This is a genomic window from Faecalicatena orotica, from assembly GCF_003149245.1.
Classification (GTDB): Bacteria; Bacillota; Clostridia; order Lachnospirales; family Lachnospiraceae; genus Faecalicatena_A; species Faecalicatena_A orotica.
The window spans coordinates 34,746-59,915 of sequence record NZ_QGDL01000005.1; the positions used below are offsets into that span (position 1 = coordinate 34,746).

General features: G+C 41.0%; 23 protein-coding genes and 1 pseudogene. 16 read left to right on the forward strand and 8 right to left on the reverse strand.

Going from position 1 to position 25,170, the window contains the following annotated elements; translation table 11 throughout:
• Window positions 1-34: 34 nt before the first annotated feature.
• The 10 genes from A8806_RS26140 to A8806_RS09145 all read left to right on the forward strand — a co-directional run bounded on the left by A8806_RS26140 (window position 35) and on the right by A8806_RS09145 (window position 12,142).
• Window positions 35-184 (forward strand): hypothetical protein, encoded by a 150-nt coding sequence (locus A8806_RS26140; protein ID WP_181368638.1) that lies wholly within the window; start codon window positions 35-37, stop codon window positions 182-184.
• A gap of 188 nt (window positions 185-372) precedes the next feature.
• Window positions 373-3,438: a type 2 lanthipeptide synthetase LanM family protein gene (locus tag A8806_RS09105; protein WP_242996013.1), complete on the forward strand. Its 3,066-nt coding sequence runs from the start codon at window positions 373-375 to the stop codon at window positions 3,436-3,438.
• 941 nt (window positions 3,439-4,379) lie between these two features.
• Entirely contained in the window at window positions 4,380-4,730 is a 351-nt protein-coding gene (locus A8806_RS09110) for a hypothetical protein (RefSeq protein WP_109730887.1), read from the forward strand.
• Window positions 4,731-4,870: 140 nt separating this feature from the next.
• On the forward strand, window positions 4,871-6,040 hold the full coding sequence (locus tag A8806_RS09115) for a DUF6034 family protein (protein WP_109730888.1): 1,170 nt from the start codon (window positions 4,871-4,873) through the stop codon (window positions 6,038-6,040).
• Window positions 5,931-6,398, forward strand: a complete 468-nt coding sequence (locus A8806_RS09120) for a DUF6034 family protein (RefSeq protein WP_465220388.1) — start codon at window positions 5,931-5,933, stop codon at window positions 6,396-6,398. The genes A8806_RS09115 and A8806_RS09120 overlap by 110 nt, the downstream gene beginning before the upstream one ends.
• A 32-nt stretch (window positions 6,399-6,430) precedes the next feature.
• The gene (locus A8806_RS09125; RefSeq protein ID WP_109730890.1) at window positions 6,431-7,186 is read left to right on the forward strand and encodes an ABC transporter permease; all 756 of its coding nucleotides are present in this window, start codon (window positions 6,431-6,433) and stop codon (window positions 7,184-7,186) included.
• Window positions 7,179-8,072: a hypothetical protein gene (locus A8806_RS09130; protein ID WP_109730891.1), complete on the forward strand. Its 894-nt coding sequence runs from the start codon at window positions 7,179-7,181 to the stop codon at window positions 8,070-8,072. The genes A8806_RS09125 and A8806_RS09130 overlap by 8 nt, the downstream gene beginning before the upstream one ends.
• A gap of 90 nt (window positions 8,073-8,162) precedes the next feature.
• Window positions 8,163-8,804 carry an ABC transporter ATP-binding protein gene (locus tag A8806_RS09135; RefSeq protein ID WP_109731110.1) on the forward strand — a complete coding sequence of 214 codons (642 nt, stop codon included), beginning with the start codon at window positions 8,163-8,165 and terminating at the stop codon, window positions 8,802-8,804.
• A gap of 419 nt (window positions 8,805-9,223) precedes the next feature.
• A complete protein-coding gene (locus A8806_RS09140) occupies window positions 9,224-10,372 on the forward strand; it encodes a S8 family serine peptidase (RefSeq protein ID WP_109730892.1) in 1,149 nt (382 codons plus the stop codon).
• Window positions 10,373-10,450: 78 nt separating this feature from the next.
• Window positions 10,451-12,142: an ABC transporter ATP-binding protein gene (locus tag A8806_RS09145; RefSeq protein ID WP_109730893.1), complete on the forward strand. Its 1,692-nt coding sequence runs from the start codon at window positions 10,451-10,453 to the stop codon at window positions 12,140-12,142.
• Window positions 12,143-12,401: 259 nt separating this feature from the next.
• Here the strand turns inward: A8806_RS09145 and A8806_RS09150 are convergent, their stop codons facing one another.
• The 5 genes and pseudogenes from A8806_RS09150 to A8806_RS27190 all read right to left on the reverse strand — a co-directional run.
• Window positions 12,402-13,928, reverse strand: a complete 1,527-nt coding sequence (locus tag A8806_RS09150; protein ID WP_109730894.1) for a DUF6034 family protein — start codon at window positions 13,926-13,928, stop codon at window positions 12,402-12,404.
• A gap of 431 nt (window positions 13,929-14,359) precedes the next feature.
• Window positions 14,360-14,584 (reverse strand): hypothetical protein, encoded by a 225-nt coding sequence (locus tag A8806_RS09155; RefSeq protein WP_109730895.1) that lies wholly within the window; start codon window positions 14,582-14,584, stop codon window positions 14,360-14,362.
• A 12-nt stretch (window positions 14,585-14,596) separates the two neighbouring features.
• A complete protein-coding gene (locus tag A8806_RS09160; RefSeq protein ID WP_181368640.1) occupies window positions 14,597-15,655 on the reverse strand; it encodes a TIGR04066 family peptide maturation system protein in 1,059 nt (352 codons plus the stop codon).
• Between the two features lie 10 nt (window positions 15,656-15,665).
• Complete coding sequence (gene ccpM / locus A8806_RS09165) at window positions 15,666-17,090, reverse strand: Cys-rich peptide radical SAM maturase CcpM (protein WP_109730897.1); 1,425 nt, start codon at window positions 17,088-17,090, stop codon at window positions 15,666-15,668.
• A 523-nt stretch (window positions 17,091-17,613) separates the two neighbouring features.
• A pseudogene (locus tag A8806_RS27190) lies at window positions 17,614-18,010 on the reverse strand (transposase); the annotation flags it as partial.
• Window positions 18,011-18,065: 55 nt separating this feature from the next.
• Between A8806_RS27190 and A8806_RS26610 the strand changes: the two are divergent.
• The 3 genes from A8806_RS26610 to A8806_RS26620 are packed head-to-tail and all read left to right on the forward strand — an operon-like array spanning window position 18,066 to window position 18,673.
• A complete protein-coding gene (locus tag A8806_RS26610; RefSeq protein WP_465220389.1) occupies window positions 18,066-18,344 on the forward strand; it encodes an ABC transporter transmembrane domain-containing protein in 279 nt (92 codons plus the stop codon).
• Window positions 18,341-18,505, forward strand: coding sequence for a P-loop NTPase family protein (locus tag A8806_RS26615; protein ID WP_242996018.1), 165 nt, complete (start codon window positions 18,341-18,343; stop codon window positions 18,503-18,505). Before A8806_RS26610 ends, A8806_RS26615 begins: the two co-directional genes overlap by 4 nt.
• Window positions 18,506-18,523: 18 nt before the next feature.
• Window positions 18,524-18,673: a hypothetical protein gene (locus A8806_RS26620; protein WP_242996020.1), complete on the forward strand. Its 150-nt coding sequence runs from the start codon at window positions 18,524-18,526 to the stop codon at window positions 18,671-18,673.
• A gap of 31 nt (window positions 18,674-18,704) precedes the next feature.
• On the opposite strand, the gene A8806_RS09180 is transcribed toward A8806_RS26620, so the two are convergent.
• The gene (locus A8806_RS09180; RefSeq protein ID WP_109730898.1) at window positions 18,705-19,904 is read right to left on the reverse strand and encodes an MFS transporter; all 1,200 of its coding nucleotides are present in this window, start codon (window positions 19,902-19,904) and stop codon (window positions 18,705-18,707) included.
• Between the two features lie 139 nt (window positions 19,905-20,043).
• Here A8806_RS09180 and A8806_RS09185 point away from each other — a divergent pair, with 139 nt between their 5' ends.
• A complete protein-coding gene (locus A8806_RS09185) occupies window positions 20,044-20,877 on the forward strand; it encodes a C39 family peptidase (RefSeq protein ID WP_109730899.1) in 834 nt (277 codons plus the stop codon).
• Here A8806_RS09185 and A8806_RS09190 read toward each other — a convergent pair.
• A complete protein-coding gene (locus A8806_RS09190) occupies window positions 20,874-21,905 on the reverse strand; it encodes an NAD-dependent epimerase/dehydratase family protein (protein ID WP_109730900.1) in 1,032 nt (343 codons plus the stop codon). The two genes, A8806_RS09185 and A8806_RS09190, sit on opposite strands and share 4 nt — an antisense overlap.
• Before the next feature lie 180 nt (window positions 21,906-22,085).
• On the opposite strand from A8806_RS09190, the gene A8806_RS09195 reads away from it, so the two are divergent.
• Window positions 22,086-22,655: a TetR/AcrR family transcriptional regulator gene (locus A8806_RS09195; RefSeq protein ID WP_109730901.1), complete on the forward strand. Its 570-nt coding sequence runs from the start codon at window positions 22,086-22,088 to the stop codon at window positions 22,653-22,655.
• Window positions 22,656-22,680: 25 nt separating this feature from the next.
• Here the strand turns inward: A8806_RS09195 and A8806_RS09200 are convergent, their stop codons facing one another.
• The gene (locus A8806_RS09200; RefSeq protein ID WP_109730902.1) at window positions 22,681-23,547 is read right to left on the reverse strand and encodes an AraC family transcriptional regulator; all 867 of its coding nucleotides are present in this window, start codon (window positions 23,545-23,547) and stop codon (window positions 22,681-22,683) included.
• Between the two features lie 322 nt (window positions 23,548-23,869).
• Between A8806_RS09200 and A8806_RS09210 the strand changes: the two genes are divergently transcribed.
• Window positions 23,870-25,162 (forward strand): ABC transporter substrate-binding protein, encoded by a 1,293-nt coding sequence (locus tag A8806_RS09210; RefSeq protein ID WP_109730904.1) that lies wholly within the window; start codon window positions 23,870-23,872, stop codon window positions 25,160-25,162.
• The last annotated feature ends 8 nt before the right edge of the window (window positions 25,163-25,170 follow it).

A 25,170-nucleotide genomic window follows, 5' to 3' on the forward strand; every position in this document is an offset into this window, starting at 1 on the left:
ATTCATATAAAATTTAAAAGAAAGGAGAACGTTTATGAAAGAAGAGAAAGCTATAGAATTTGCAGGAGATTTATTTCAGGAGGTTGATGAAGTAAGTAAAATTATTTCAGATATTGACAGAATAGAACAAATATTTACTAATACTGTAGGATGTTCCAATTTATTTACAATTTATTGCTGTTAAGATCCAGAAAATGATAGAGGGGCTGCTATAAGATGAATTATTATTTTAGATATTATGGAATCAGTATTCCAGAGATTTTATCTGATTAAAATAGTACATCTGTTGCAGCCCTTTGTCTTTTTTGGGGATAACAACTTCGGAGGACTTTAACAGACAATAGGATAAGGGTGAAGCATATGGATATGAGGATGAGTTATTTATTGGAACGTAAGTATAGGGAATGTAGTCAGGACTTCAAATGGAATTTTGAAAAATTAAGCTATTGGAAAAAGTTATTGGGGGAGCAGAATTTTGAACTTCTTTTAAAGAAGAATAAAAATTTTGCTTTTTATTTAAATACAGCAGATTTTAAGGCAGATTTAAAATCTATATCAGATGAGTTGTTTCAATATCTTACACAGGATAATGAAAGTGAGAGGAAGTTAAGCTGTTTAGAATCAATAAAAGAGAAAATTGTTTTTTCGGAGTTCTATTTTAAAATATTACTGTACTATACAGATGGATTAAATTTGAGGATAAATAATTTAAAACTATATTTTGATGAAAATATTTATAAAGATTTTTCTATCCATTTAGCAGGGCAGCTACAGAATATATGTACAAGGACGTTAATTGTCCAAATGCATTTCTATAAACAAAAAGGACTTCTTCAGGGAGAAAATTCCAGTGACGAGTATGAATTTTATTGTACGCAGTATTTAGGTAAAGCAGAGTTCTACAGAGAATTATTTGACACATATCCGGTGTTATACCGCTGTATCGTTCAGAAATGTGAACAATTAGTAGAATATTATGCAGAAGTGTTGATATGTTATAGCTGTGACCGGTCTGAAATACAGAATGAAATATTTGCAGGAAAAGCTATTGGAAAGATTACCGGGATAAAAGGCGATTTTTCGGATACACATCATGGGGGAAAACAAGTACTTAGAATGCAGTTAGATGATACAGCTGAGATCTTATATAAGCCGCATTCAATGGAGAATGAAAGGGTATTTTACAAATTGCTGGATTGGCTGGGTGCTAAAACAGGGATAAAACAATCCGCATATTCTTTTATTCCTAAAGATACTTATAGCTGGTCGTCCTGTGTGGAGTACTGTTCATGCAGGACAGAACAGCAATTGAAAGATTATTACCTGCGTTTGGGGGTTCAGTTGTTTTTAGCCTATGCCTTAGGTACAAAGGATCTGCATTGTGAGAACATCATAGCTTCAGGGGAATATCCGGTTTTAATTGATTTGGAAGTGCTGATGAGCATCGCAGATCAAAGAGGATGGGAGACTGTCCGGCAGGAAATTAACGGCCGCCTGTCTGATTCCGTTCTTTTTTCCGGAATGCTTCCGTTTTATCACTGGAATAAGAATGGGGAAGGAATTAACCAGAGTGCTGTCAATGGTGTGGGAGGGCAGAAGTATCCATTCAGGGTGCCTGTGGTAGTGAATGAAGGAACATCTGACATGAGAATTGAATATCAGTCTCCGGTTTCCCGGAATGTACAAAACTTAGCGACACTGGAAGGAACGTTTTACGAACCATACCATTATAAAAAAGAAATGACAGAGGGATTTACCCGGGCATACAGGCAGGTTATAAACAATAAGGAGGACTTTTTCGATCAATTAAAAGATTCAAAAGACATAAAAAACAGGGTACTTATGGCAGATACACAAAGATACAGCATGATGATTTCAGGTTCTTACCATCCAAGCCTGTTGAGAGATGGGGCGGAGCGGGAGATTTTTTTGTATTCCATGCTGAGTGGCAGAGAAGAACAGGATATGGAGCTTGTGGATATTGAAGTGGCAGCTATGCTGGATGGGGATATCCCTTATTTTTATAATGTTTTGAGTCAGAAGGAATTGTTCAGCGAACAAAAAGTAATCGGACAGCATGATCTTCCAGAAGAGCCCATAGAGTTTGTTCATGCAAGAATAAGAGCGCTGAGCGAAATAGATTTAGAAATACAGAGTGAGTATATTCGCTTGTCGCTGGAGCTGATGCCTGATAAAAATGATGGTTATATGAATCGTGTTTATCGAGTGACTGACAGTATGCTGATGGAGCAGGCGGACAAAGAGCGTGTGAGGTATACTGCGGAAGATCTGACGGACCGGATTTTGAAATATGCAGTTTGGAATCAGAAAAGAACGGAAGTAAGCTGGTATACTGTGCAGCTTTCTTCTTTTGGAAAGATGAATTGGGATATAAAGCCGATGAACCATTATCTGTATGACGGTTTATCTGGGATGCTGCTTGTTTTTTCTGAATTAAAAAAGAGAAATACAGACAAGAACATAACGGATATTTACAGAACACTGAAAAGAATGCTTTTCTTATATACGGATCAGGGAATGAAATCCCTTGACGGTTTAGACTCCCATAATACAGGGGCCTACGATGGGGAAAGCTCGATTATTTATGTGTACATCATGCTTTACAGGCAGGGCGGGAATGAAAAGTTTCTGAAATATGCCATGAAACATGCCGGGATTGTGGAGAAACTTATTGATCAGGATATTCGTTATGACCTGCTATCTGGCAATGCCGGCGCAGCCTGGATTATGATATTGCTGTATGAAATAACAAAGGATTCAAAATATATTCATTTGGCCGAACGCAGTATAGCCAGGCTGGATCAGAGGGCAGAGAGACAGTCATGTGGCTTAGGATGGATCGTGGAACAAGGCGAAATGCCTATGTCAGGTCTTGCACATGGGAATAGCGGGATTCTGATGCCTGTGATTGCACTATGGAAGTATACAAAGAAGGAACGGTACCGTGTATTGGCAGAAGATATTTGGAAGTATGAGGATTCATTATACAATTCCGTGATGAATAACTGGGAAGATCTGCGCAGCCATAAAGAGAGTGAAAAAGTAGACCGCATCGGCTCTGTTGCATGGTGTCATGGTGCAGGGGGAATTTTACTCTCACGTATTTTCTGTTATGAAATGGTTGAAGATGATGTGTGGAAAAAGCGGATAGAAACAGATATAAGACGGGCCTATTCTAAATTGAATGGTTATTGGCTGCGTGACAGTTATTGCCTTTGTCATGGGATATTGGGAAATCTTTGGATTCTGGACATCGCAGGAAGTAAGATGGATGAATTTGGGATGGAACCTTACACTGAACGGGAGAAAGAAGAACAGATTATAAGAAAGATAACTTTACTGCCGCAAGAAAGAATGAATCCCGGATTTATGAATGGTTATGGAGGGATTCTTTACAGACTTTTACAAAGTTTTTGAGGACACATATCATACCATTGGAGGACAAAGCGTTGCGCTGAAGGGATTCAATTTTTATAATGAAGTTGAATAGAAATGAGCAAATAGTCCAGCCCTAAATCGTTTACAAATCTAAGGTATGCATTTTGCTCATTACTATATATTTTAAGGAATGGGGGAGGTGGATTTTATAAAAAGAGCCTGGGATGGGAAAAGAATCATTATGATTCAATAGTGATATAGGAGTTAAGAGGACACCCATGTATTAATTTAATAAACCAATAGTAAGTACCTGCATTTTCATCAATAGAAAGCGCAGGTACTTTCTATTAATGAAAAAGTTAATTACAATATAAATTTAAGAAGAATAGTACAATTTAGTAGAAAAGGAAGGGATGGATAATGATCTCGTCCTAACATTAGAAATAAGATTTTGACTTTTTAGGGACAAAAAACATACTGTTTACGGACAGCTAATTGTAAAATATTCAGATTATAGTTACAATAAAATCGATATATGAATACAATATTTCTCAGCGATATAGGATTTAATGAGGAAACATTCTTTTTCATTAAGTATTTTTATAGCGATTTGTTAATGCTCTGATATTGAGCGGTTTAAGTAAAAATATGAATTTACAAAATGCTACTCAGAGTAAAAAAAGATTATAAAGAAAAAATGAACGAAATATCAAATTATAAAATAATAATTGTAAATATTATCAGACAATGGTATGATTAAATAAACAAATGAATTGAAATAGTTAATTATTACATTGATTCGTAACAGTAATAAGTATAATAAATTTTCCGGTTCTTCATGATTTTTCAGACCATTTGAAGGGGCTGTACTATGAGGTTTTAAGCATAGAAGAAAGGGGGAAATTATGGAAAATAATTATATAAGCTATTTTTTCACTAGGAGGACTAATATGCAGTAAATTTAGGAAGGAGATATAAAAATGAGAAAAGAGTATTTAAAAATGATTACGTTAGTAGCAGCAAGTATTTTTATCTATCTAATAAGAGGACAAATAATTGAAAGTAATCCAAGTGCAAATGCGATCATAAGAATAGTTGGAATTATCATAGGCGTACTGGCTGTCATATACATGATAGTAGAAGAAAGAATGAACTTAGCATTTTTCAGCGGAAGAAGTCAGAGTGCAGGTTCGAATGCGAATGCTTCAGTAGTGGCTGGTTTAGGTATTGCACTAATTTCACAGTCGTGGGTTCAGGTTTTGGCTGGCGCATTAGTAGGAATTGGTGTGATTGTTGTAGTTTCTACATTCTTTCAGAAAAAAACAACCTGATTTCTGAATTTATATTTTTGAAACATGATGAGGTAAAACAAAAAAGAGAATTGCAGACTACAAATAGCCAGCGTTAAGCTGGCTATTTGTACAACAATAGTTACAAAAAATAACGTATTAAAAACGGAGGAGAAAATGCTTTGAAAAAGAAAATGGTTTTATGTCTGGTGATGTCATTTGCGTTATGCCTGTCTGGCTGCCAGAAAACACCGGATAAGAGTTCTGTGGTCAGTAAGGCTGACGGTCTGAGTGAGGAGTTTATTGCCGAACCCTTAGAATCTGGTGAGACGAGGACCGTTGATATGCCGGAACATTGGAGTGCATCAGAAAAGAAAAGCAACGACAGGGTGACGATATCTGCAGATTTGGATCTGGGAAAGCTACATACAGGAAATCTTCCGGTTGTGGAGATGGCAAATCACACGTTGACGCAGAAGGAATTGAAAGAATATGCAGAGTATTTTGCAGACGGTGAGGATTTTTATGTACCGCAAGTTGACACGAAAGAGGTTTTCCAGAAGGTGATAGACCGTATAGATCAGAAAGAAGGAGTCTATGCTAACCCAACTTTAGCACCGTTTAACGACTTAAAAAGTGCTTTGGAGGAGGCTGCCGAGTCTGCACCTGAGACACCGCCGGAAGATCAAAAGGCGGAATTTAAATTTCATAAAAAATCAGAAGATATAGTCGCAATGGCATCAGACAGCTGGTACTCGAAGCTGAGGGGAGAAGTGGAGCAGACTCCGGATGCCGAGGCGTTTTTTTCGGCAGATGTCGGGAAAAACAGATTGTCTCATATTGAGGCGAGGAGTTATAATCCTAAACTTGCTAACAGCAGTAGTTTTGTTTGGAAAACGGGAACAGGCGGCTATAGTCTGGAATATATTCAACAATATATAAGAATGAATGAATATAGCCCGGACACCTCAGGATATAAGGAGAAGTTCCGTGATCTGTTAAATCAATTTCAGGCGACTTTGGAACAAGAGACATTTTCTAAGGAAGAAGGGCAGAAGCAGGCAGAAAACGTAATAAAGGATCTGGACATACCAGAGATGTCACTTTTATCCACGGATAAGATTCTGTGGTTTCCAGAAGAAGCGGCACCTGACGACAGGTATGGAAAGAGTGATGATTTTTATTGGCAGGCAGATCTGAAAAACGCAAAAATTGGATATCGTTATGATTTTACACGTTCATATGGGGGGGATTTCGGCAGATGCGTCTATCGGGGGTGCCACAAAGGATACAACGGATACATATACTGCACCGTTCCCAATAGAAATGGTGTCAATGATAGTGACAGATGACGGTGTGAAATCTTTTTCATGGAAAGGGATGTGCGAGGAAGTAGCTGTTATTGCAGAGAATGTAAATCTCCTTCCCTTCGATGACATACAGAAACCGCTATTTGAGCAGATTTTTTATAGTTATTTGAATATTGGACAGCCGGCAGAGGATACGACAAAATTTGATTACAAGGTAACCTCTGCAAAGCTGGGTTATACTTATGTAACTGCCTTTCATAAACCGGAAAACGCATGGATGGTTCCAGCATGGTTTTTTCAGGTAATGCGAAGTGAGGGGCAGGCAGAAAATATGAAGGACTTAGTGATTATACCGGTTGCGATCAATGCTATGGACGGCGGTGTCATTGTCGCACAGTAGTGTGACATTTTACAGCTGACAGGAGGGGGCTTATGGGGCATACATTAGCGGTTGAATGTAAAAACAGCATCTTGAATATTCGTTTTCTGGCCGGTGTGATTTTAATTCTGACTGCGGCACTTATATCGGAACAGGTGCACCTGCAGTTCCTGATAGACGCAGGTGGCTCACAGGAAGGGCCGGGATGGTTTCTGGCATATTTGTTTTGTTCTAATGGCACGAATACGCTTCTCTTCGTCCCAATAGCTGTTACTTTTGCGGCAGGAGGAGATGCGGAGATGGAGCTTCGCAGCAGGTATGCCCTGTTTAGCTGCATTCGTTCAGGAAAGAAACAGTATCTTCTCGGAAAGGCGGCAGGACTGTTTTTTTCCGGCGGGCTTATGCTTTGTTTTGCCATGCTGCTTATGCTGGGAGTCAGTTGTGTTGTTTTTGGTCATATTCCAATATTGAGTGATCATGGACCGGCATTTTCAGAACTTGTTTTAAAGGTGCTTGTCAGTTTTCTCAGAGGATTTCTGAACGGGGCTTTGTGGGCTGTGGCAGGAAGTTTTGCGGCGGTTGTGACGCGCAACCGGTATATGGCAAATGCGGTGCCGTTTATCCTCTATTATGTGCTGAGTGTCTTTCAGGAGAGATACTACCGTGCGTTGTTTTTCCTGAATCCCAGATACTGGATGGCCCCAGTTTATTATAATGACTTGTTTTGTGTTGTGGTTCTGCTGGTACTTTCTGTTCTGACCAGCCTGTTGTTTATGTGGGCATTGAAAAGGAGGCTGAGGTATGCGTGATATTAGACAAGCTTTTCAAATCGCGGGACAGAACTTCTCCGGATGGAAGCGGAGCCCGCGAATCTGGATGTCATTTATTTTGGCGCTGGTTCTCTGCCTGATGCTTTCAAATCAGGTCATTTCGCATGCTGTGCAGTATGAATCCATTCTGCAGATACTGGAGCCCTTTATCTGGACTTACGGGGATGCTGCTTCGGTGATGCTTTCCTCGCTTCTTCTGGTACTGCTGTTTGCGGATATGCCGTTTGTGAGTCAGGTTACACCATACTGGCTGGTCCGGACAAAGCGGAGTGTATGGCTGGCAGGGCAGGTGATTTATGTGGTTCTGGCAACAGTTATTTATAATCTCTTTTTGCTGGCTGTATTGGGGATTATGGGGGCACCTTTTTCTTTTACAGGAAATGTGTGGAGTGAGACGGCGGCGATGTTTGGATATGGAGGGGGAGAGAACATCACTGTTCCGGTATCCATTAAAACGATGGAAATCTCTACACCGTATTACTGTGCTTCGGTCGTTTTTTTGCTTATGCTTCTGTACTCACTCTTTATTGCGGTTCTGATGCTGCTTTTGAATCTGCTGGGAGGGAATGCGGCAGGCGTGCTGGGGGCTTTTGCTGTGAATCTGTATGGATTCCTTCTGAATCCATCAATTTTTCAAAGAATCTTCCATTTTACGGGGAATCTGGAGTATCGGGCAAATGTGTTGTGCGGATGGCTCTCACCATTGAATCATGCTACATTTCCCATGCATAATTTTGGCTATGATTACCTGCCGAGAATACAGGTGAGTGCGGGAATCTTTCTGGGACTGATTGCGATACTGGTTTTTCTGGCAGGAAGAAAAATGCGAAGTTATAATTTTTCATTTGTTCAGGTAAACGAATGATGTGAATGATTGTATGGGCAGCGTGGCAGGCAGTGATAAAGGATAAGTGCGATGCAGAATGAAAACGATACAAGGCGAAAGGAGTGCGGGATGGAAATTGCGGTAAGGCTGGAAAATCTATCGAAATCATTTAAAGAAGAGAAGGTCCTGAAGGGAATCACACATAGTTTTGAAAAAGGGAAAATACATGGAATCATGGGGTTTAATGGCTCCGGAAAGACGGTTATGTTTAAGTGTATCTGCGGATTCTTAAAACCGGATGGGGGCGCTGTCTGGGTGGATGGAAGGCAGATTGGTAAGGATGTGGATTTCCCGGAATCTGTGGGGATGATTATTGAGAGTCCGGGATTTCTGCCGGGACTCAGCGGGTTTGCTAATCTGAAACGGCTGGCGGCGCTGAAAAGGCTGATTACGGATGAAGAGGTGCGGGAATCAATCAGGAGAGTAGGACTTGATCCGGACTCGAAGAAGAAAGTGGGGCAGTATTCTTTGGGGATGAGGGAACGTCTCGGCATTGCACAGGCTATTATGGAAGATCCTGAACTGCTGATTCTGGATGAGCCGTTTAACGGACTGGATAAACGGGGGGCTGAGGAAGTATGTGCTTTGTTCGATGAAATCAGGGGGCGGGGGAAGACCATACTGGTTGCAGCGCATAATATGCTGGAGATCGAGTATCTTTGCGATACAATCAGTGAGATGGACGCGGGGGTATTGACGCGGATGAAGTGAAGTTGGTTATATAAACTTCAAAGCATGGATGGAGAATCTTGCAGAAACGCACGGCAAAACGGTTGTAATCCCGGGGATGGAACTAACGGGAGACTATTGGTTCGTGCGACCCTAAAGGGTCAATTTTTATCTTTATACGGCAATGGGACAGCCTGAAAATGATTAGTCAACATTTGATTATGAGGTGACAAATGTCAGGCTGGGCTATACGTATATTACAGCTTTTGAGAAACCGGAAAATGTCTGGCTGGTTCCGGCATGGTTCTTTATGATAAAACAAAGTATGAATGGCAATGTGTATCAGGAGATGCCATATATAATTGATGCGCTGGATGGAAGGATAATTACATGGTAGTGATCATCTGACTCAGCAGGCGAAAGCGGCACAGATAAATGCAGTGAAAAGGAATAGCAAGGGCATGAAAGAAAAGAAGATTAAGATTGCTGTGATTGACAGCGGAATTTACGAGGAAGGGGTTCTAAATGGCAGGATTTCTACGAGAGTAGACTTCTTTGCTGAGGCCCAGAAGAAAACGGAGGTTCGACACAGGCGGTCGTCCTGTGTACATGGTACAGTTTGTGCAAAGATCATCTGCGGGATATGCCCGGACGCGTATTTTCTTGATTTGACGGCAATGCAGCCGGACGGGACGACAGACCTCTTAAAATTGCTGGAAGCGTTGGACTGGTGTGCACAACAGGGGGTGAAGCTGATACATTTAAGTCTCGGCACAGTGCATTACTTTGATAAAAAACCATTAGAGGAACGGGTAAGAAGCTTGCTGGACCAGAACGTGATAATTGTTGCGGCGTATCATAACCGTAATATCAGGACATATCCAGCTGCATTTCCGGGAGTGTTTGGGGTGCGTCAGGACCGGGAGGGGATATTGGAAGATAACCAGTTCCTGTTTCAGGAACAGGCAGGCTATGGTCGTGAGAATTCGATCGTAGCACACTGGTGGGGCGGGGGTGGTGATCAGCGTTCCAACAGCTATGCGGCGCCTGTTATTACAGGGTATGCAGCAAAAGTTTTATGTGAAAACCAGAAGGCGGGGATTGACACTGTCTTAGAATATCTGGAAAAAAATGCTGTAACGGGCCGTGAGTATCAGGATAAGATAGATTGTGTCATTCCTAAAACCGACATGCGAAATGGCAGGAGAATGTCCCAGGCTGAAAACGATGAGAGTCTAGAGATACCAGTGATTGCCGGGAGAGGATGCCGCACGGAGATGAGGATGCTGACGGATGAATTTGAAGGAAAAGGCTTTCAGTCATTGCTACTGCAGGAAAAGGTGGTGGATTCTGGTGCAATCCCAATAGAATACTATGGCGGAAAGGACCGTCCTCTTGGGCAGATTCTCCATACAGTGGATGTTATATACAAACCGGATATTATTTTTTTGGATTATTTATCTGTAAAGACCTGCAGCGAGGCTGAAAAATCCGAAATAGATATGTTTATCTCACATGACAGCGGCTCTTATACGATCACGGCCAAGGGACTGCAAAGGACAGCCGGAAAGGCAGAAGAAATAGGGGGTATTATCTGCCAGTATTTTTAAGTATCAAACACACTCTGGTGTTCCAAACGGCAAGTAATTAAAATACCGGGCATGGAGATAAAAGGAGAAAGAAAAAATATGGAAAAAAGGAAGAATGACAGTAAAATCTGGAGGCGGGTCTGCGGGCTGCTTCTCGCATACAAAAAGTATTTCCCGGGTATTTTCATATGTTTAGTTTGCACTTCATTTATGACTTTTTTACAGCCGCTGGTTATCCGAAGGATAACAGACCAGGGGATGGTAGCGAAAGATATGGAGTGCATTCTTATTTTCTCAGGAGTGCTGGTCGGCATCTCCGTGATTGTCCAAGTGACAGAAGTGATACAGACACGACTTTTTTCCAATATACATAACGGGTTGACATTTTCCCTTTACAGAGAAGCGTATTGGAAAATGGACACTCTGAATATTGGTTATTATGATGAAAAAGGAAGTGCGGAGATTGCAAACACGATCGGCAGTGATATCAGCAATGTGGCTTCTGTGGCAGACCAGATTACGACATTTTCCATCTCTTCTATTCTGCAGATTGTGGGAGGAATCGTGGGATTATCGATACTGGACTGGAAACTGGCACTGATGATTACACTGCTGATCCCCGTAAAATTTCTGGTGGTACTCTATTTTTCCAGAAAAAAGAATTTAGCTTTTGAACGCCTGATAGAAAATAACCGGGTGTTCTTCGGCTGGCTGGGTGACTGCATTAATGGTATACGGGAAATGAAGCTCTGGGACTTGTTTCGTATAAAGAATGCGGATTTTGAAAAATTGCAGGGAAAGATGATGGATTCTTACAGGGAAAACATGATGCTGGATGAATACAGGACGTTTAGTGTGTCTATGCTGGATGCCCTGATGAATGCTGCTCTCTATATATCAGGCGGTCTTTTGATTGTGAGAGGAGAGTTTACAATTGGCGGAGCATTTGCGTTTATGACATACAGTGCATATGTTGTTAACCCGATCACTTTTTTGATCAATATCAAATATTACTTTGCGCAGATTAAGCCATCTGCGAAACGATTTTTTGAATTTCTAGAGCAGCCGGAAGAAGGTGGGGAACATGCGGGGAGTTTAAGCAGGTTTGATAAGGACGCAGAAGTACCTGTTCTGGAACTGAAGGATGTGATATTTGGGTACAAAGAAGGCACCCCTATCTTAAGCGGTGTGAATTTGACGGTGCAGCGGGGGGACAGGATCGCGGTTATCGGAGAAAACGGGAGTGGGAAGTCAACACTGTTGGATTTGATTCTGGGTTTTTATCACCCGGAGAAAGGCGAGATAAAATTCTGGGGGATTCCGACCGAGAATCTGGAACCTAAGATAATCAGGAACAGGATTGCAGTAGTAAGCCAGAAGCCATACCTCTTTCAGGGAACAATAGAGGAAAACGTGAATATCGGTGGGACGGCATCACACGAAGACGTGGTTGATGCATGTATCAAAAGCGGTGCAATCACATTCATTGAAAAGCTGGATGACGGGTTCATGCAGCGGGCAGGTCAGGATGGAGCAAAACTTTCAGGTGGTGAGAAACAGAAGGTGGCGGTTGCACGTGCGATATTGAAAAAAGCCGATATATTACTTCTGGATGAAGCAACATCAGGTTTTGACAGGGAATCCGATAAAGTCCTGATGAATCTGGTGTGCGGGGAATTGAAGGATAAGACAGTCATATTTATTACACACAGATATGAAGAACTGGAAGGAGTGGAAATGGTGTACAGGCTTGCGGAAGGGCGGCTGGAGCTGATGGAAGGAGAGATCTGATCAAAATTGTCTGATAGAACAGCGGCTTGTCATATTTCTATTTCTTCTGACCGCTTTTTTCTCTGTATCCTGCGGGGGTCGCAAGCCGTCAGAAGAACAGCTTTCATAGATTATCGATGACTTTAGGGCCGGTGATTATGAGTATGTTACAACCTGGTACAACGTAGGCCCCGATCATCAGAAAGAGATGTCCTATGTACTTGAAGGGAAAAAATAGATTTGATTAAGCCAGACCCATTGACCCCATTTTAATCTTTTATTAGTCTGTCCTGCCTACCACACCGCCATCCAAGGCACTCAACACAAAGCTTAAGTTCTGTACTGTTTCCACTTCCCCAGCACTTTCTTTTACCGTGAAGACCCATACTGGAACAAGCCATGCATTTTTGGGCTCTTTGTAAGCCGGAATATATGTGTATTCTAATTCTGTACTTATTATCTGGTAATTAAATAATGTGGTATCATTTACCGGCTGTCCCTGTTGGGAATACCAATAGAAAATTTGATCCAACAGTTGATTCTGTATTGTTTCAAAAGACAGCAATTCTGTATTCTCAGCTATTTGCTCGACTTCTTCAGTCATTCCTTGCCAATCAAAACTCCTAATTCCCCCCTTCGTCACAGTGATTGTGATTTCTTCAACTGGAAATGGAGGGGTATAACTTTCTATTGTTTTTTCTGAAATAGTCCCGTACACCTGCTTTACAGGGATTCCTTCTATATTAGCTGAAAAAATATATTGATATCCTGTTTCTGCCTCTTCCAGATTTCCCAGCCATAAATGGTCTGACCAAAATCCCAGAGAGTCTCTCTCCGGAAATGCTCCTTTAGGGAACCACAGAATCTTTTCAGATGAGGAACATACCATATCCGTAATATTTAAATCTTGTAAAACCTGCTCTGCCTGCTTTTTTCCCTCCTCCTCTTCAATCCCCGGTTGATCTAAACACGCATCGTACTGACTTAATAAAGCGCTGTATCCTTCTGTATAACCTGATGTATCCAACCCTGCATCATTTTGATACTTACATTGCATCTTATATTTCTGTATCGTAGCCGCTTCTACAATATCTGCTCCCTGCATCCAACTGAACTTACTACTGTTTCCGAGCTTTGAGTCATAGCGCTCTGCATCGATATGCGCCGTCATCTCTCTCCCTACGTCAACAGAAAAATAATTCTTCGCATCAGAATCTTGTTCATCTTTTTTACCGCCTGCCCAACCTTGTGCGGCTGTAAATGCCGGGTTATCTATTATCTTTTGAAACTTTATTTCCGCCTTTTTTGGTTCCGCCAGAATATCCGGAGCTAGTTTGATGGCCGTCTTTAATGCCTCTTTCAATTCCTGATGAGAAGTCCACATGGTTGTGTCTCCATAGGTACCTTCTTTATTCTCTATCCGGTCTATCACTTTCTGGTAAATGTCTTTGGTATAAATTTGCTGCACATATAAATCGTTATTCCCAGAAAAATATAAAACTAATTTTTCCAGCTCTTTCTGCTCTAATTCATGATTTTTCATCTCTATAACCGGAAGGTTTCCTGTTTCTATCTTCCCCAATTCTAAATCAGCAGAAATCGTTACCCTGTTATTGCTTCTCTTATCATTAATCTTCCAGTGCTCGGGATTATCTAGGGTTCTCTTTTCGCCGTTTGCCAGAGGTTCTGCAATCACATCTTCACTCAACCCATCTGCTTTACTGACTACAGAGCTTTTATCAGGTGTTTTTTGGCACCCCGTAAGTGCCATACATAACATCATGATTAATAAAACTACTTTTTTCATAACAGTCCTCCTCTCAAGCGAAGTTATTCCCTTTCCATTTCATCTAGCTATTTTTACTTTGTTTTGAGTAATACTATTAAAGTTGTCTAATACATATACGTATTAGACAACCTTCTTTACAAATACATAAGTTAAAATCTGGTGAGACATTAGGAAGCCATTATAGCATTATCTGCCGCATTATAAATCCTATTTTTATCAGCATTACGCTGTGCTACATATGTTGCAGCACAATAATTGCAAGGACATGGACATCCGCACGAACAATCAAATGACTCAATTGTATAACGATGTTTTCTGAACTTTTTTTCGAGTTTCTTCATTATATTTTACCTCCTTCCCTAATATTATTAACCTCCTTTCGTACTAGGAGAATTAATTTCTGCAACACTGGCTCTATATACGAGTTTCACTGTTTTTTAATTTTTTTATTAGGAAGCCAACTCTAATTTTTTACATATAGTTTCTAAATTAAACTCACTACTATTAATCTCCTCCATCACCTGCAGCATAGGTAATTTATGTTTCTCTTCCAATTCAATAATTATATATACCCAAACTTCCTCATAAACGGGCAAATCCAGCAAATTTTGCTTATCACTTTCCAATGCAATACCTGAATACTTCAATATTACATTTCTCAATAATTTATCCATGCCTCTCCTCACTTAAATTACATGAAAATTGTTTTCTAATTTATTTATTATTGCTTTAACTTGATCTTCAACTTCTAAATCATTCTCAATATAAGAAATATGATATCCTGTCGTATCATTTATGTTAAATTGGGAATCATCCCTTTCACATATTTTATAATATCTTATCCTTTGACATTCATAATCAGCCTTAAAATACTGTTTTGAAACTACAAATTCTTTCACCTCGGTATCAAACCTAACCATTAAAAAATCACTTAATTTCTTAATAGTTTCAGCATTTTGTCCCATATTGGCATATAAGGTAAGTAAGCCAGCATCTATACTAATAGCTTTAGAAATGATTAAAGGAATTTCGGCATAAAAGTTGGTTTCATAATCCTCAAACTCTGAAATTCCACTTGGACATCCCAAGAGAATCACATCTGCTTTCTTTTGTTTCTGTAACTGATAAACCCATACATTAAAATACTTGATTTTTTCTGGATAGGACATATTTTTAGAATATAAGAATCCCGGTAATACTTCCATTCCCAGAAACTTCCCAAGAACATTTGAAGAAATTGCTAATACATTATACCCCTTTTTTTCTATCACTTCCTTTGCCTTCACCTGCAGATTAAACTTATCACAGTTTTCTCCCATTCCCATAATAGATATTATAGGAATATCTATTTCCTTAATCTTTGTTTCTCCCAAATCTTGTGGTAAAGACTTTTCTTGTAATATATTAAAATTATCTATTTCTATATCAAGCCCCAATTTTTCTAATAATGCAACACTAATATAAATTTTTTTCATGGACTTTTGAGCCTGATTTATTCTTTCCTTATACCCCTCATAGTCATACTCCATCGTGTTTTCTGCAAATACTACAGCATCCGCTTCTCCAAGGCACTTTTCAAAATCAGTACTACAATAGAAAGAGTTTTTTTTCTGCAGTAGTTCAAGTCTTTTTTTATCTTCATAATAACTGGCTACTGCTACTGTCTGATATTGCTCACTGTTTCTTAGATTATTTATTAAAACTTCCGTATCTTCATTTAAGGGAAAAAGAACTAATTTTTCCATATATCCTCCTCTACCTTGACCCAAGTAAATTTTCATTCCCTCTATATCCTAACTCGGCCAACATACACAGCCTGCGAAACTGTGACAAAGTCTTCTTTTTAGATATCTCACATTGTCTAAACAGCATATTTTCAGTAAGCTTTTTATTTTCCTTTGATATCTCACTAAGACAAAACGTACATGTTCTTAAATTCCAACAAGACATACAATTTCCTTGAATCATCTTTCCATGGTTAAGAAAGAAATCCAATTTGTCATAATCAAGCCCTGTATTTATTGAACCAATACTCATTTCTTCATCTTCTTCCGATACTCTTTCACATGGGAAAAAAGTGCCATTGGTTTCTACAAATAATCGTCTGACTGACGGAATACATGGTCCACCATGATGTGTCTTTTTAGCTTCTCGTGAATGCTTATGTAATTGATCATATAAGAGTTCTACATCCTGTAGTTGTCGCCTAACCATCCGGCTTTGTGCATCCCACTCTCTTTTCCCCAATACTGCCAAGACCATTTTTATATATGCCAAATGTTCTACCCGTCTATTTTTTTGTGTGATTTCAGAGATATTGTCATCTTTTAACCCTATTTTATTTACATAATTAAAGCTTACAGAATCAGGTGTAAACAAATCCGACTCTGCATAGAACTTATAGACCCTTTCGAAATCTGTTGTGTTACTAATAACACAATTAAACATAACATTTTCTTTATAATACTTTTCATCATATTTCTTCAGTGCCTTTAAATTCTTTAAAATTGTATCAAATGATCCGCCCCCTGTTTTGAATATGCGGTTTACATCATGACTTTCCTTATCACCATCCAGACTAATCATAAGAGTAAATTTATGTTTTACTAAGAATTTAATAACTTCTTCTGTTAACAGCGTTCCATTTGTTGTCATTGGAAATCCTGCAGTTTTATCCCCTTTGTGCTCTAAAGTATAGTCTACGCATTGTTTTATGAGTTCAAATTCTAATAAAGGTTCTCCCCCATAAAATGATACATATATTGCATCTGCCTTGTCACTCCTTGCAAGATAGAAATCAATTGCCTTTTTGGCTGTTTCAAAGCTCATTCTATTTGATGCATGTGATCGATTAAAATAATTTCCTGAATATGCGCAATAATTGCATCTCATATTACATTGTTGAGTCACTTGTAAAATCAAATTCTCCATATAATGTTCTGTCAATAATTTTAATCTATCTGTTTCTGGGTGTTCAATACCTTCTATAACTGTTTCCTGCAGTAATCCATTATCTAAAAACATCCTTAATGATTCTTCGTCTTGAATTTTCCCAGTTTTTTCAACCTCTTTTAAAACCTCATATTCTTCATCATTTACCATTACAATAGTATTAAAAAAACGATCATAAAAATACTTTTGCATAGGTGTCTCAAAACATTTAATAAGTATCTTGCCCATAATTTTCCTCTCTCTGTTTTTAGAAAATACACTTTATTTGATACTAAACTGCCCCTATGACATAGATGTATTATTAACTGTTAGTATATGCTATCTCAGTAACCTGTAGAAAATCATAATTAGAAAAATATATTACGTTTTCACCTCCTACTCTTTGCTCTTGAAGAATGTTCATGGGTATTAGACGTGAACTACTACACAAATGCCCCCTCAGGATATCCTTTGTGATATTTTTGTTTATCCTGATGCAATATCTATTCCCGATAAAGTTAAATACCTCACCCTGAAATTACCCTCTGGAGACCAAGTATTAGTTTTGCAGACACTCGAATTTCTTATAGCTTGTTAATATTAATTATAGCTTCTTTTATTATTTTTGAAATAAGTAGGCCATCAATTGTATTTTTTTGACCTCGAATTGTTGTGATTGTATAAGGAAACTGTTGTCCCCACACGGCCAAAACATCGTAACGGAGAAAAAGTGTCAAATTCGTTTGCATCACATATTGAAAAAGAGTGTCTTATAAATAGTGGATTTAACCGTCTTAAAAGAAGGACCGATTCGTTTTTCCAGATGATTGAGGAGAACAGTCTGGAAGGATTTACGGAGGTAGGAATAGTTGAAATAGTTAACTGTATGCCAGAATCCGCCTTCAGAGAGGAGACAATGGATATAATGAGGGTTCCATTCGAGAGGGCGGCCGAAAGTATGGAGGACACAGAGAAAGCCGGGAACAAAGTTTTGGATTTGTTGAGGGAAAGAAAAAGATTCTTAATGACCTCGGAAACGGCCTCGAAGAGGCAGTTAAGCAAGTCCCTGTCGTCAAGGAAAAAATGACGGAGGACTCATCAATGGTAAAAACAAGATGCCTGTCGTCAGAATACTTGGCACCGCCAAAAAAGGGGGCGCCGCAGTTGAGATGTCGGAGGCATAACGGGCTGACATTTTCCCTTTACAGAAAAGCGTATTGGAAAATGGACAATCTGAATATCGGTTATTATGATGAAAAAGGAAGTGCGGAGATTGCAAACACGATCAGCAGTGATATCAGCAATATGGCTTCTGCGGCAGACCAGATTACGACATTTTCCATCTCTTCAATTCTGCAGATTGTGGGAGGAATCGTGGGATTATCGATACTGGACTGGAAACTAGCATTGATGATTACACTGCTGATCCCCGTAAAATTTCTAGTGGTACTCTATTTTTCCAGAAAAAGAATCCAGATTTTGAAAAATTGCAGGGAAGGATGATGGATTCTTACAGGGAAAACATGATGCTGGATTTGATTCTGGGTTTTTATCACCCGGAGAAAGGCGAGATAAAATTCTACGGGATTCCGACCGAGAATCTGGAACCTAAAATAATCAGGAACAGGATTGCAGTAGTAAGCCAGAAGCCATACCTTTTTTAGGGAACAATAGAGGAAAACGTGAATATCGGTGGGGCAGCATCTCACGAAGATGTGGTTGATGCATGTATCAAAAGCGGTGCAATCACATTCATTGAAAAGCTGGAAGGCGTGGAGAAGGTGTATAGACTTGCGGGAGGGCAGCTGGAACTGATGGAAGGGCAGGTTTGAATGAATTGTTTGCCAGCTGCACATCTTCTGACTAATTTGGATTCCTTTTAAGCTTAGATATAAATATACATAGAAACAGCATAGTTACTCCAGCTATTATCCAAGTAATACCAATTGAAAATACATCACCTAAAATTCCCATTAAAACGAGGGATATCCACCCTCCAACCCTTTCTGCCATTGAGTTCACAGATAGCATTGTTGCCCTATTATCCGAGTCAATATATTTATTTATCAGAGCTTTTTGAATAGGGTCAAGCACTCCAAGCAATATTTCCATCCCTATAATCACCGCAAATCCCACTAAAAGATTACTATTGATAGCTGCAATTATAAATATTGAGCCAAATAATATACATATTACAAACAATGCCTGTATTCTATTATATTTTTTGTGCAGATGTTCCCATAACGCATTTCCGGCGGTCATACTAATTTTAATGAATATCCACATCCATGCCAAAACACCTAACTCTCCTCCTCCTAATTGGAGAATATAAGGTGACCAGTATGTAAATAATGGTGAGATTACAAATGCTACGCCCATATTTAAAAGTAGAATCGTTTTAATCGAGTCTCCCTTTCGAATCGTATCATATATTGTAATAAAACTCCCCTTTAGCTCTGATCTGACATTTATTTTGAAATTACAAGTATGAATTTTACTTTGATTCAACTGTTTGTTTCTTACCCATCGTAAAACCAATAGTGTATAAATTATAGCAGTTATCAAAGGGATAATCCAAATATACCTTAAGCCAGCTTTTGCAATAAAAGTTCCTATAACCCCTCCTAATATCATAACAAAATTTCGAATTTTAGCACTTTTAGAAAAAACTGCATCCAATTCGTTATCATCCAAATCTGCCGTATTAACTACCCAGGCTTCTAAGGCGCCCGATTGCATAGCATAGCTAATCCCCCAGAAAATCTGCCCCAATATTAGTATTGAAATATTACCAGCATACAAAAAAAGTGCCATTGAAGACGATAATGCTATACCTGATATAATTAATGCACTTTTATTTCCTCTGTTATCACTGAGTGAGCCACTTGGTATTTCAAATATAAATACAAATACATTAAATACGCTTGTAATAATATTTGTAACAAATTTACTATAACCCAAATCATAAAAGTATAAAATATAAGTTGCCCCAATGATTCCAGAATGTAAGTAAAATAATGTTTCGAGAATAATATATCTATCGCATACTCTTTTCTTGCTCATACAGATAATTCCCCCTTCTCTGAGCCATTATTTTTCCATCTGGCAATGCCCGTGTAATAACCTGATTATAAAATAAGCCTGCATAGAGTACAACCCCTGCCGATTATAATAGTTATAAGAAGCAAAAATCAGAGTGCATATGTCAGAATTCAGGAGAGACGGCGGGCACAGGATGCAGCTGGTCAGACTCGCTCTTTATATAAGTATTGCGGTGCTCAGTATTTTTTACACGAAGGCGGTTCATATGGATAAACATGCACAATCACGGATTGCGGCGGCAGGAAACGGCGGGGAGGAAGAAAATGATCAATCTGGTGCAGGAGGCAGTTATATGGACGGTGGGAAAAAGGGTGCTTCTTCCGGGACGGGGGAGACAGACAGGATAATAACGGTTCCTTTTATGAATCAGGACGACTACCCGACAGGATGTGAGAGCGTGACTTCGGTGATGGCTCTGTCGTATGCAGGGGTTGACATTACTGTGGATGAATTTATAGACCAGTATCTGAGGATTGGGAAATATTACTGGAAGGACGGGCAATATTACGGGAACAGTCCTTATTATTATTTTATCGGTGATCCGAGGGGAAATGGTTTTGGCTGCTTTGCCCCGGTGATACATGATGCGCTTGTGGAGGCGGCGGGAGGAGAACGGGTGAAGGACCTGACAGGGATGACACTGCAGAATATATGCAAAGAATATATCGGCAATGGAATCCCTGTGATCCTCTGGGCCACGATTGGTATGCAGCCGAGCTATGAAGGACGCAGCTGGACCATTCTGGAGACCGGAAAAGAGTATATCTGGCCGGCAGAAGAACACTGTCTCCTGCTTGTCGGTGTGGATCGTGAGTACTATTATTTTAATGACCCACTGGAAAAGTCCGGGGGGACCAGATATGAGAAAGCGTTAGTAGAAGAGCGTTACCGGGAGATGGGCAGCCAGGCGCTGGCTGTGCTGCCCGGGAGTTAACGCTTCTCTTTCTTCATCTGCCTGATCATGTCGGCTATGGTCTGGTGCAGGGGGCGGGGATGATATCCCAGCTCCCTGCTTGCTTTTTCGTGTGAAAAGTTCCCGTTGGATGTCAGTGTATACATGGCATATGGTGTGAAAACAGGCGTTTTTTTCCAGCATTTGTAGTGCAGTTGTGCAAAAGGCGCCGCACATTTGGCGATCCATGCGGGGAGGAAGATCCGTGGCCTTTTCTGTCCGGTAGCTGCTGAGAGTTCCCCGAAGAGTTCTTTAAGCGTGACAAACCGGTTGCAGAGGATGTAGCACTCTCCAGATCTTCCTTTTTGGGAGGCCTTGATTACTCCGGATGCGACATCGCGCACGTCGACAAAATCATATCCGCCGCGTACGGCTACAGGCATCCCCTTCTGTGTATAATGGGCGATCATGTGAAGCATGCTGCCGGAAGGGTGTCTGGCAGGTCCGATGATGCCGGACGGATGTACCACCACGGCATCGAGTCCGCGTTTGGTACTGTCTAAAACGTATTGGGTTGCTTCTGCTTTTGTCTTGGCATAGTAGCCCGTTACGTCGTCAGGGGAGAAAGTCCTGATCTCGGATATAATTGTCTGGTCCGGTGTTTCGGGGATAGCGTGGACACTGCTGACATAGACCAGACGCTTTACATGGTGGCGGATACAGGCGTCTACGACATTCTTCGTTCCGCCTACATTTACGGAATACACGGCAGGGGTCGGGCCGCCGTAGATGGAAATGAGGCCTGCACAGTGGATCAGCACGACACCGGGCTTCCCGGTGGAGGCTTCATGCAGATTTTCTGATGCCGCAGTAAACAGCATTTCCATTGTTTCCGGATCACGGACATCCCCTGCGATATAGGAAAGTCCTGGGGGAGGGTCCGGCACATCCTGCAATTCATCCGGCAGGATGAGGCCCAGGACAGGATATCCCTGTTTCAAAAGTCCGGCTGCTATATGGCTGCCGAGGTGTCCGGCAGCTCCGGTTACGATATATTGTGTGTGTTTCATGATCAGCGCCTCCTTGGTTCTGAATAAATGGAGTTTTGTTTACAGATGTTTACAGATATACAACACGGCGTTGCTTTCTGTTCTTACTTAAAATATAATAAAGGCAGGGGAAGTTGACAACCATCAGATTTTTGTGAAACGTAAGTTAGACAACAGATTAGAAAGAAGTGTTGATTGTTTATGAAAAATTCAGATTTGGACAGGCGTGTCAGGTACACGAGGAATATGATACGGCACAGTTTTCTTAAGCTTCTGTCGGAAAAACCGCTGGGGAAGATTACTGTGAAAGAGATCTGTGGGATGGCAGATATTAACCGGGCGACTTTCTATGCCCATTATGAGGATGTATATGATCTGCTGGACAAGATCGAGGAGGAGTTTTACCGGGATGTGCAGGATTCTGCCAGCAATATGGTGCAGGAGGACTATACGGGAATACTGCCTATAGAGATTCTTAAGAAGATCAGGGAAAATGAAGAACTCTGCAGGGCGATGTTCGGAAAATACGGGGATAAGGAGTTCTTACGGAAGCTGATGTATTTTGCGGAGGAGGATTCATTGGGGGACTGGAAAAAGCTGTATCCGGATATAGGGGAGGAGAAACTGGAATGGCTGTATGGATTTATCGTCAACGGCTGTGCAGGCACCATACAGAAGTGGGCAGAGAGCGGATTTCAGGCAGAGCCTGAGGATATGGCCCGGTTTATGGCACAGATGTTCCGGTCATGCGTAAAGGGGATGGAAACATAGGCTGTGCCATGAGCGGGGCAAGGTGTCATTGACTGGAATCCTGCCGGATTACCTGGTTCTGGTTTCTCCAGCTTCGCGGAGAGAGCCCGTATACATTTTTGAAAGCCCTTGAGAAATGCAGCTGATTTGCGTAGCCAACCGCATTGCTGATATCACCGATAGAAAGTGTGGTGAGCTTCAGCAGTTCAGCTGCTTTTGCCATGCGGTAGTTCAGCAGGAATTCCTGAGGGGATTTTCCTACTGTATCTTTGAAGATCTTTCCGAAATAGCTCCTGTTCAGGCCGCATGTTGTAGCAATATCCTCGACGGAGATGTCATTCTGGAAGTTCTGCTCGATAAAAGCGAGTGCTTCGCGTATATAAAAGTCACGCAGCCGCCCGCCCTGGTTGAGGTGCATGGAGGCGGCCGAGCGGGTCAGAAAGTCCAGAAACAGAAATAAGTGCCCGATCAGATGAAACGGAGCCGCGTCTCCGTGCTGGGCAATGTATAGCATTTCGTTCATCATATCCTGACGCAGGTCCTTTGAATGCGCGTGGTAGACAGGATTATCACGGCCAAGTCCTGCGATTTCTATGGCTTCCTTCACACGGAGCCCGTCAAATTCAAGCCAGACATATTCCCAGGGATATTCTGCATCGGAAATATAGGTGTTGATCTGCTGCGGAAAGATCATGAACCCCTGACCGCTTTTTACCTGATAAGTCTGTGTCATACCTTTCGCATCATCTGCCATCAGTGTACCGGTTCCCGAGATGACATAGTGGAACAGAAAATGGTTGCGGGCAGCCGGTCCGTAAGAATGTGCCGGGGCGCAGTGTTCCCAGCCGAACTGGTAGAGGCTTAAGTCTATGAAATTTTCATTCGGAAATACAGAAAATAAAATATCACTCATGATACCTGGCTCCTTTCGGGATGGGATGTTTTTTTCATTATATACCATAATGCAAGGTGACTTCAAATTATTTTCCTAAATATTGCATAAAGGTATAAAAACGCAAATATATGGATATTTATAGACGCATAATGAGATGTTATAATATAGTTAATCCAAAAAAAGGATGGTTTGAAGGGTGCCGGCAGTATTTAAACCATGCAAAAAGATATGAAAGGGAAGAGAAAAAGGAGAACATGAAAACAGTTGTACTGAGGAAAAGGTCGGTATGTCAGGAACTGGAAACACATAAGTGGGTTATCTTTGAAAGGAGTAGTGGCAGATGAAAAGAAGAAGTGTAAGACGATTAAGCCTGCTCACGGCGGGTACCATGCTGGCGGCCCTTGCCCTTACCGGATGCCAGTCCGGTGAGAAAAACAGCGGAAAAGTAGAAATTGAACTGGTACAGTACAAACCGGAAGCCGTAGAGGTTTTTAAGGAGCTTGAGGAAGAATTCAATGCATCACATGATGATATCCATCTGACGATTGATTCGCCAAATGAAGCAATGACAATTCTGAAGACCAGATTCGTAAGGGAAGACATTCCGGATATTATCGGCATCGGAGGGGATATTAATTATTCCTATTTTCTGGATTCCGATATGCTGGCAGATATCTCGGATTATGAAGGGCTAAGCGATATCAAGCCTGCTTATCAGGACATTCTGAAAGCCCTCGAGTTTGTACCGGAGGAAGGTGTTTACGGAGTCCCTTATGTGGCAAATGCCGCCGGAGTGCTTTATAACAGGGAGATGTTTGAGGAACACGGATGGGAGATCCCGGAAAACTGGGAAGAATTCACGGCCCTGTGTGAAGAGATAGAAGCAGCCGGAATCCGCCCGCTTTCCTTTGGTTTTAAGGACACATGGACTTGCCTGGCACCGTGGAATGCATTGGCAGTGGATCTGGCTCCGGCAGATGTGTGCAGTCAGGTCAACAAAGGGGAAACAAAATTTAAGGATGAGTACCGGGAGGTTTCGGAGAAAATGCTGGAACTTCTGGATTACGGTCCTGAGGACCCGTTCGCATATGGATATAACGATGCATGTACCGCATTTGCAAATGGAGAGTCTGCGATGTACACGATCGGGAGTTATGCAGTGCCGCAGATTAAATCAGTGAACCCGGATATGTATATTGATTCCTTCGTGATGCCGGGGAGCAGCGAGGCAGACGAGAATGTGCTGAACTCAGGTGTGGATTTGCAATTCTGTGTGATGGAAGACAGTGAAAATAAAGAAGCGGCGTATGAGGTTCTTGACTTTCTTTTGAAGGATGAAAATGTGCAGAAATATCTCGACGAGCAGAATGCGGTTCCGTGTAAAGAGGGCGATTTCGATCTGGCTCCGATGCTGGACGGGGTAAAGTCCTTCATAGAGGAAGGCAGGATGACGGACTACCAGGATCACTATTACCCGAGTGAAATGGCGGTCGATGCACAGATACAAACGTTCCTGCTCAAACAGGATACAGATGCGTTCCTGAAGAAGTTTGATACGGACTGGCTGAGATATAACAGGGATATCATCCGTAAGGTAGAAGATTATGAAGCAAACAAGGGTTCTTCAAAATAGGGAGGAGA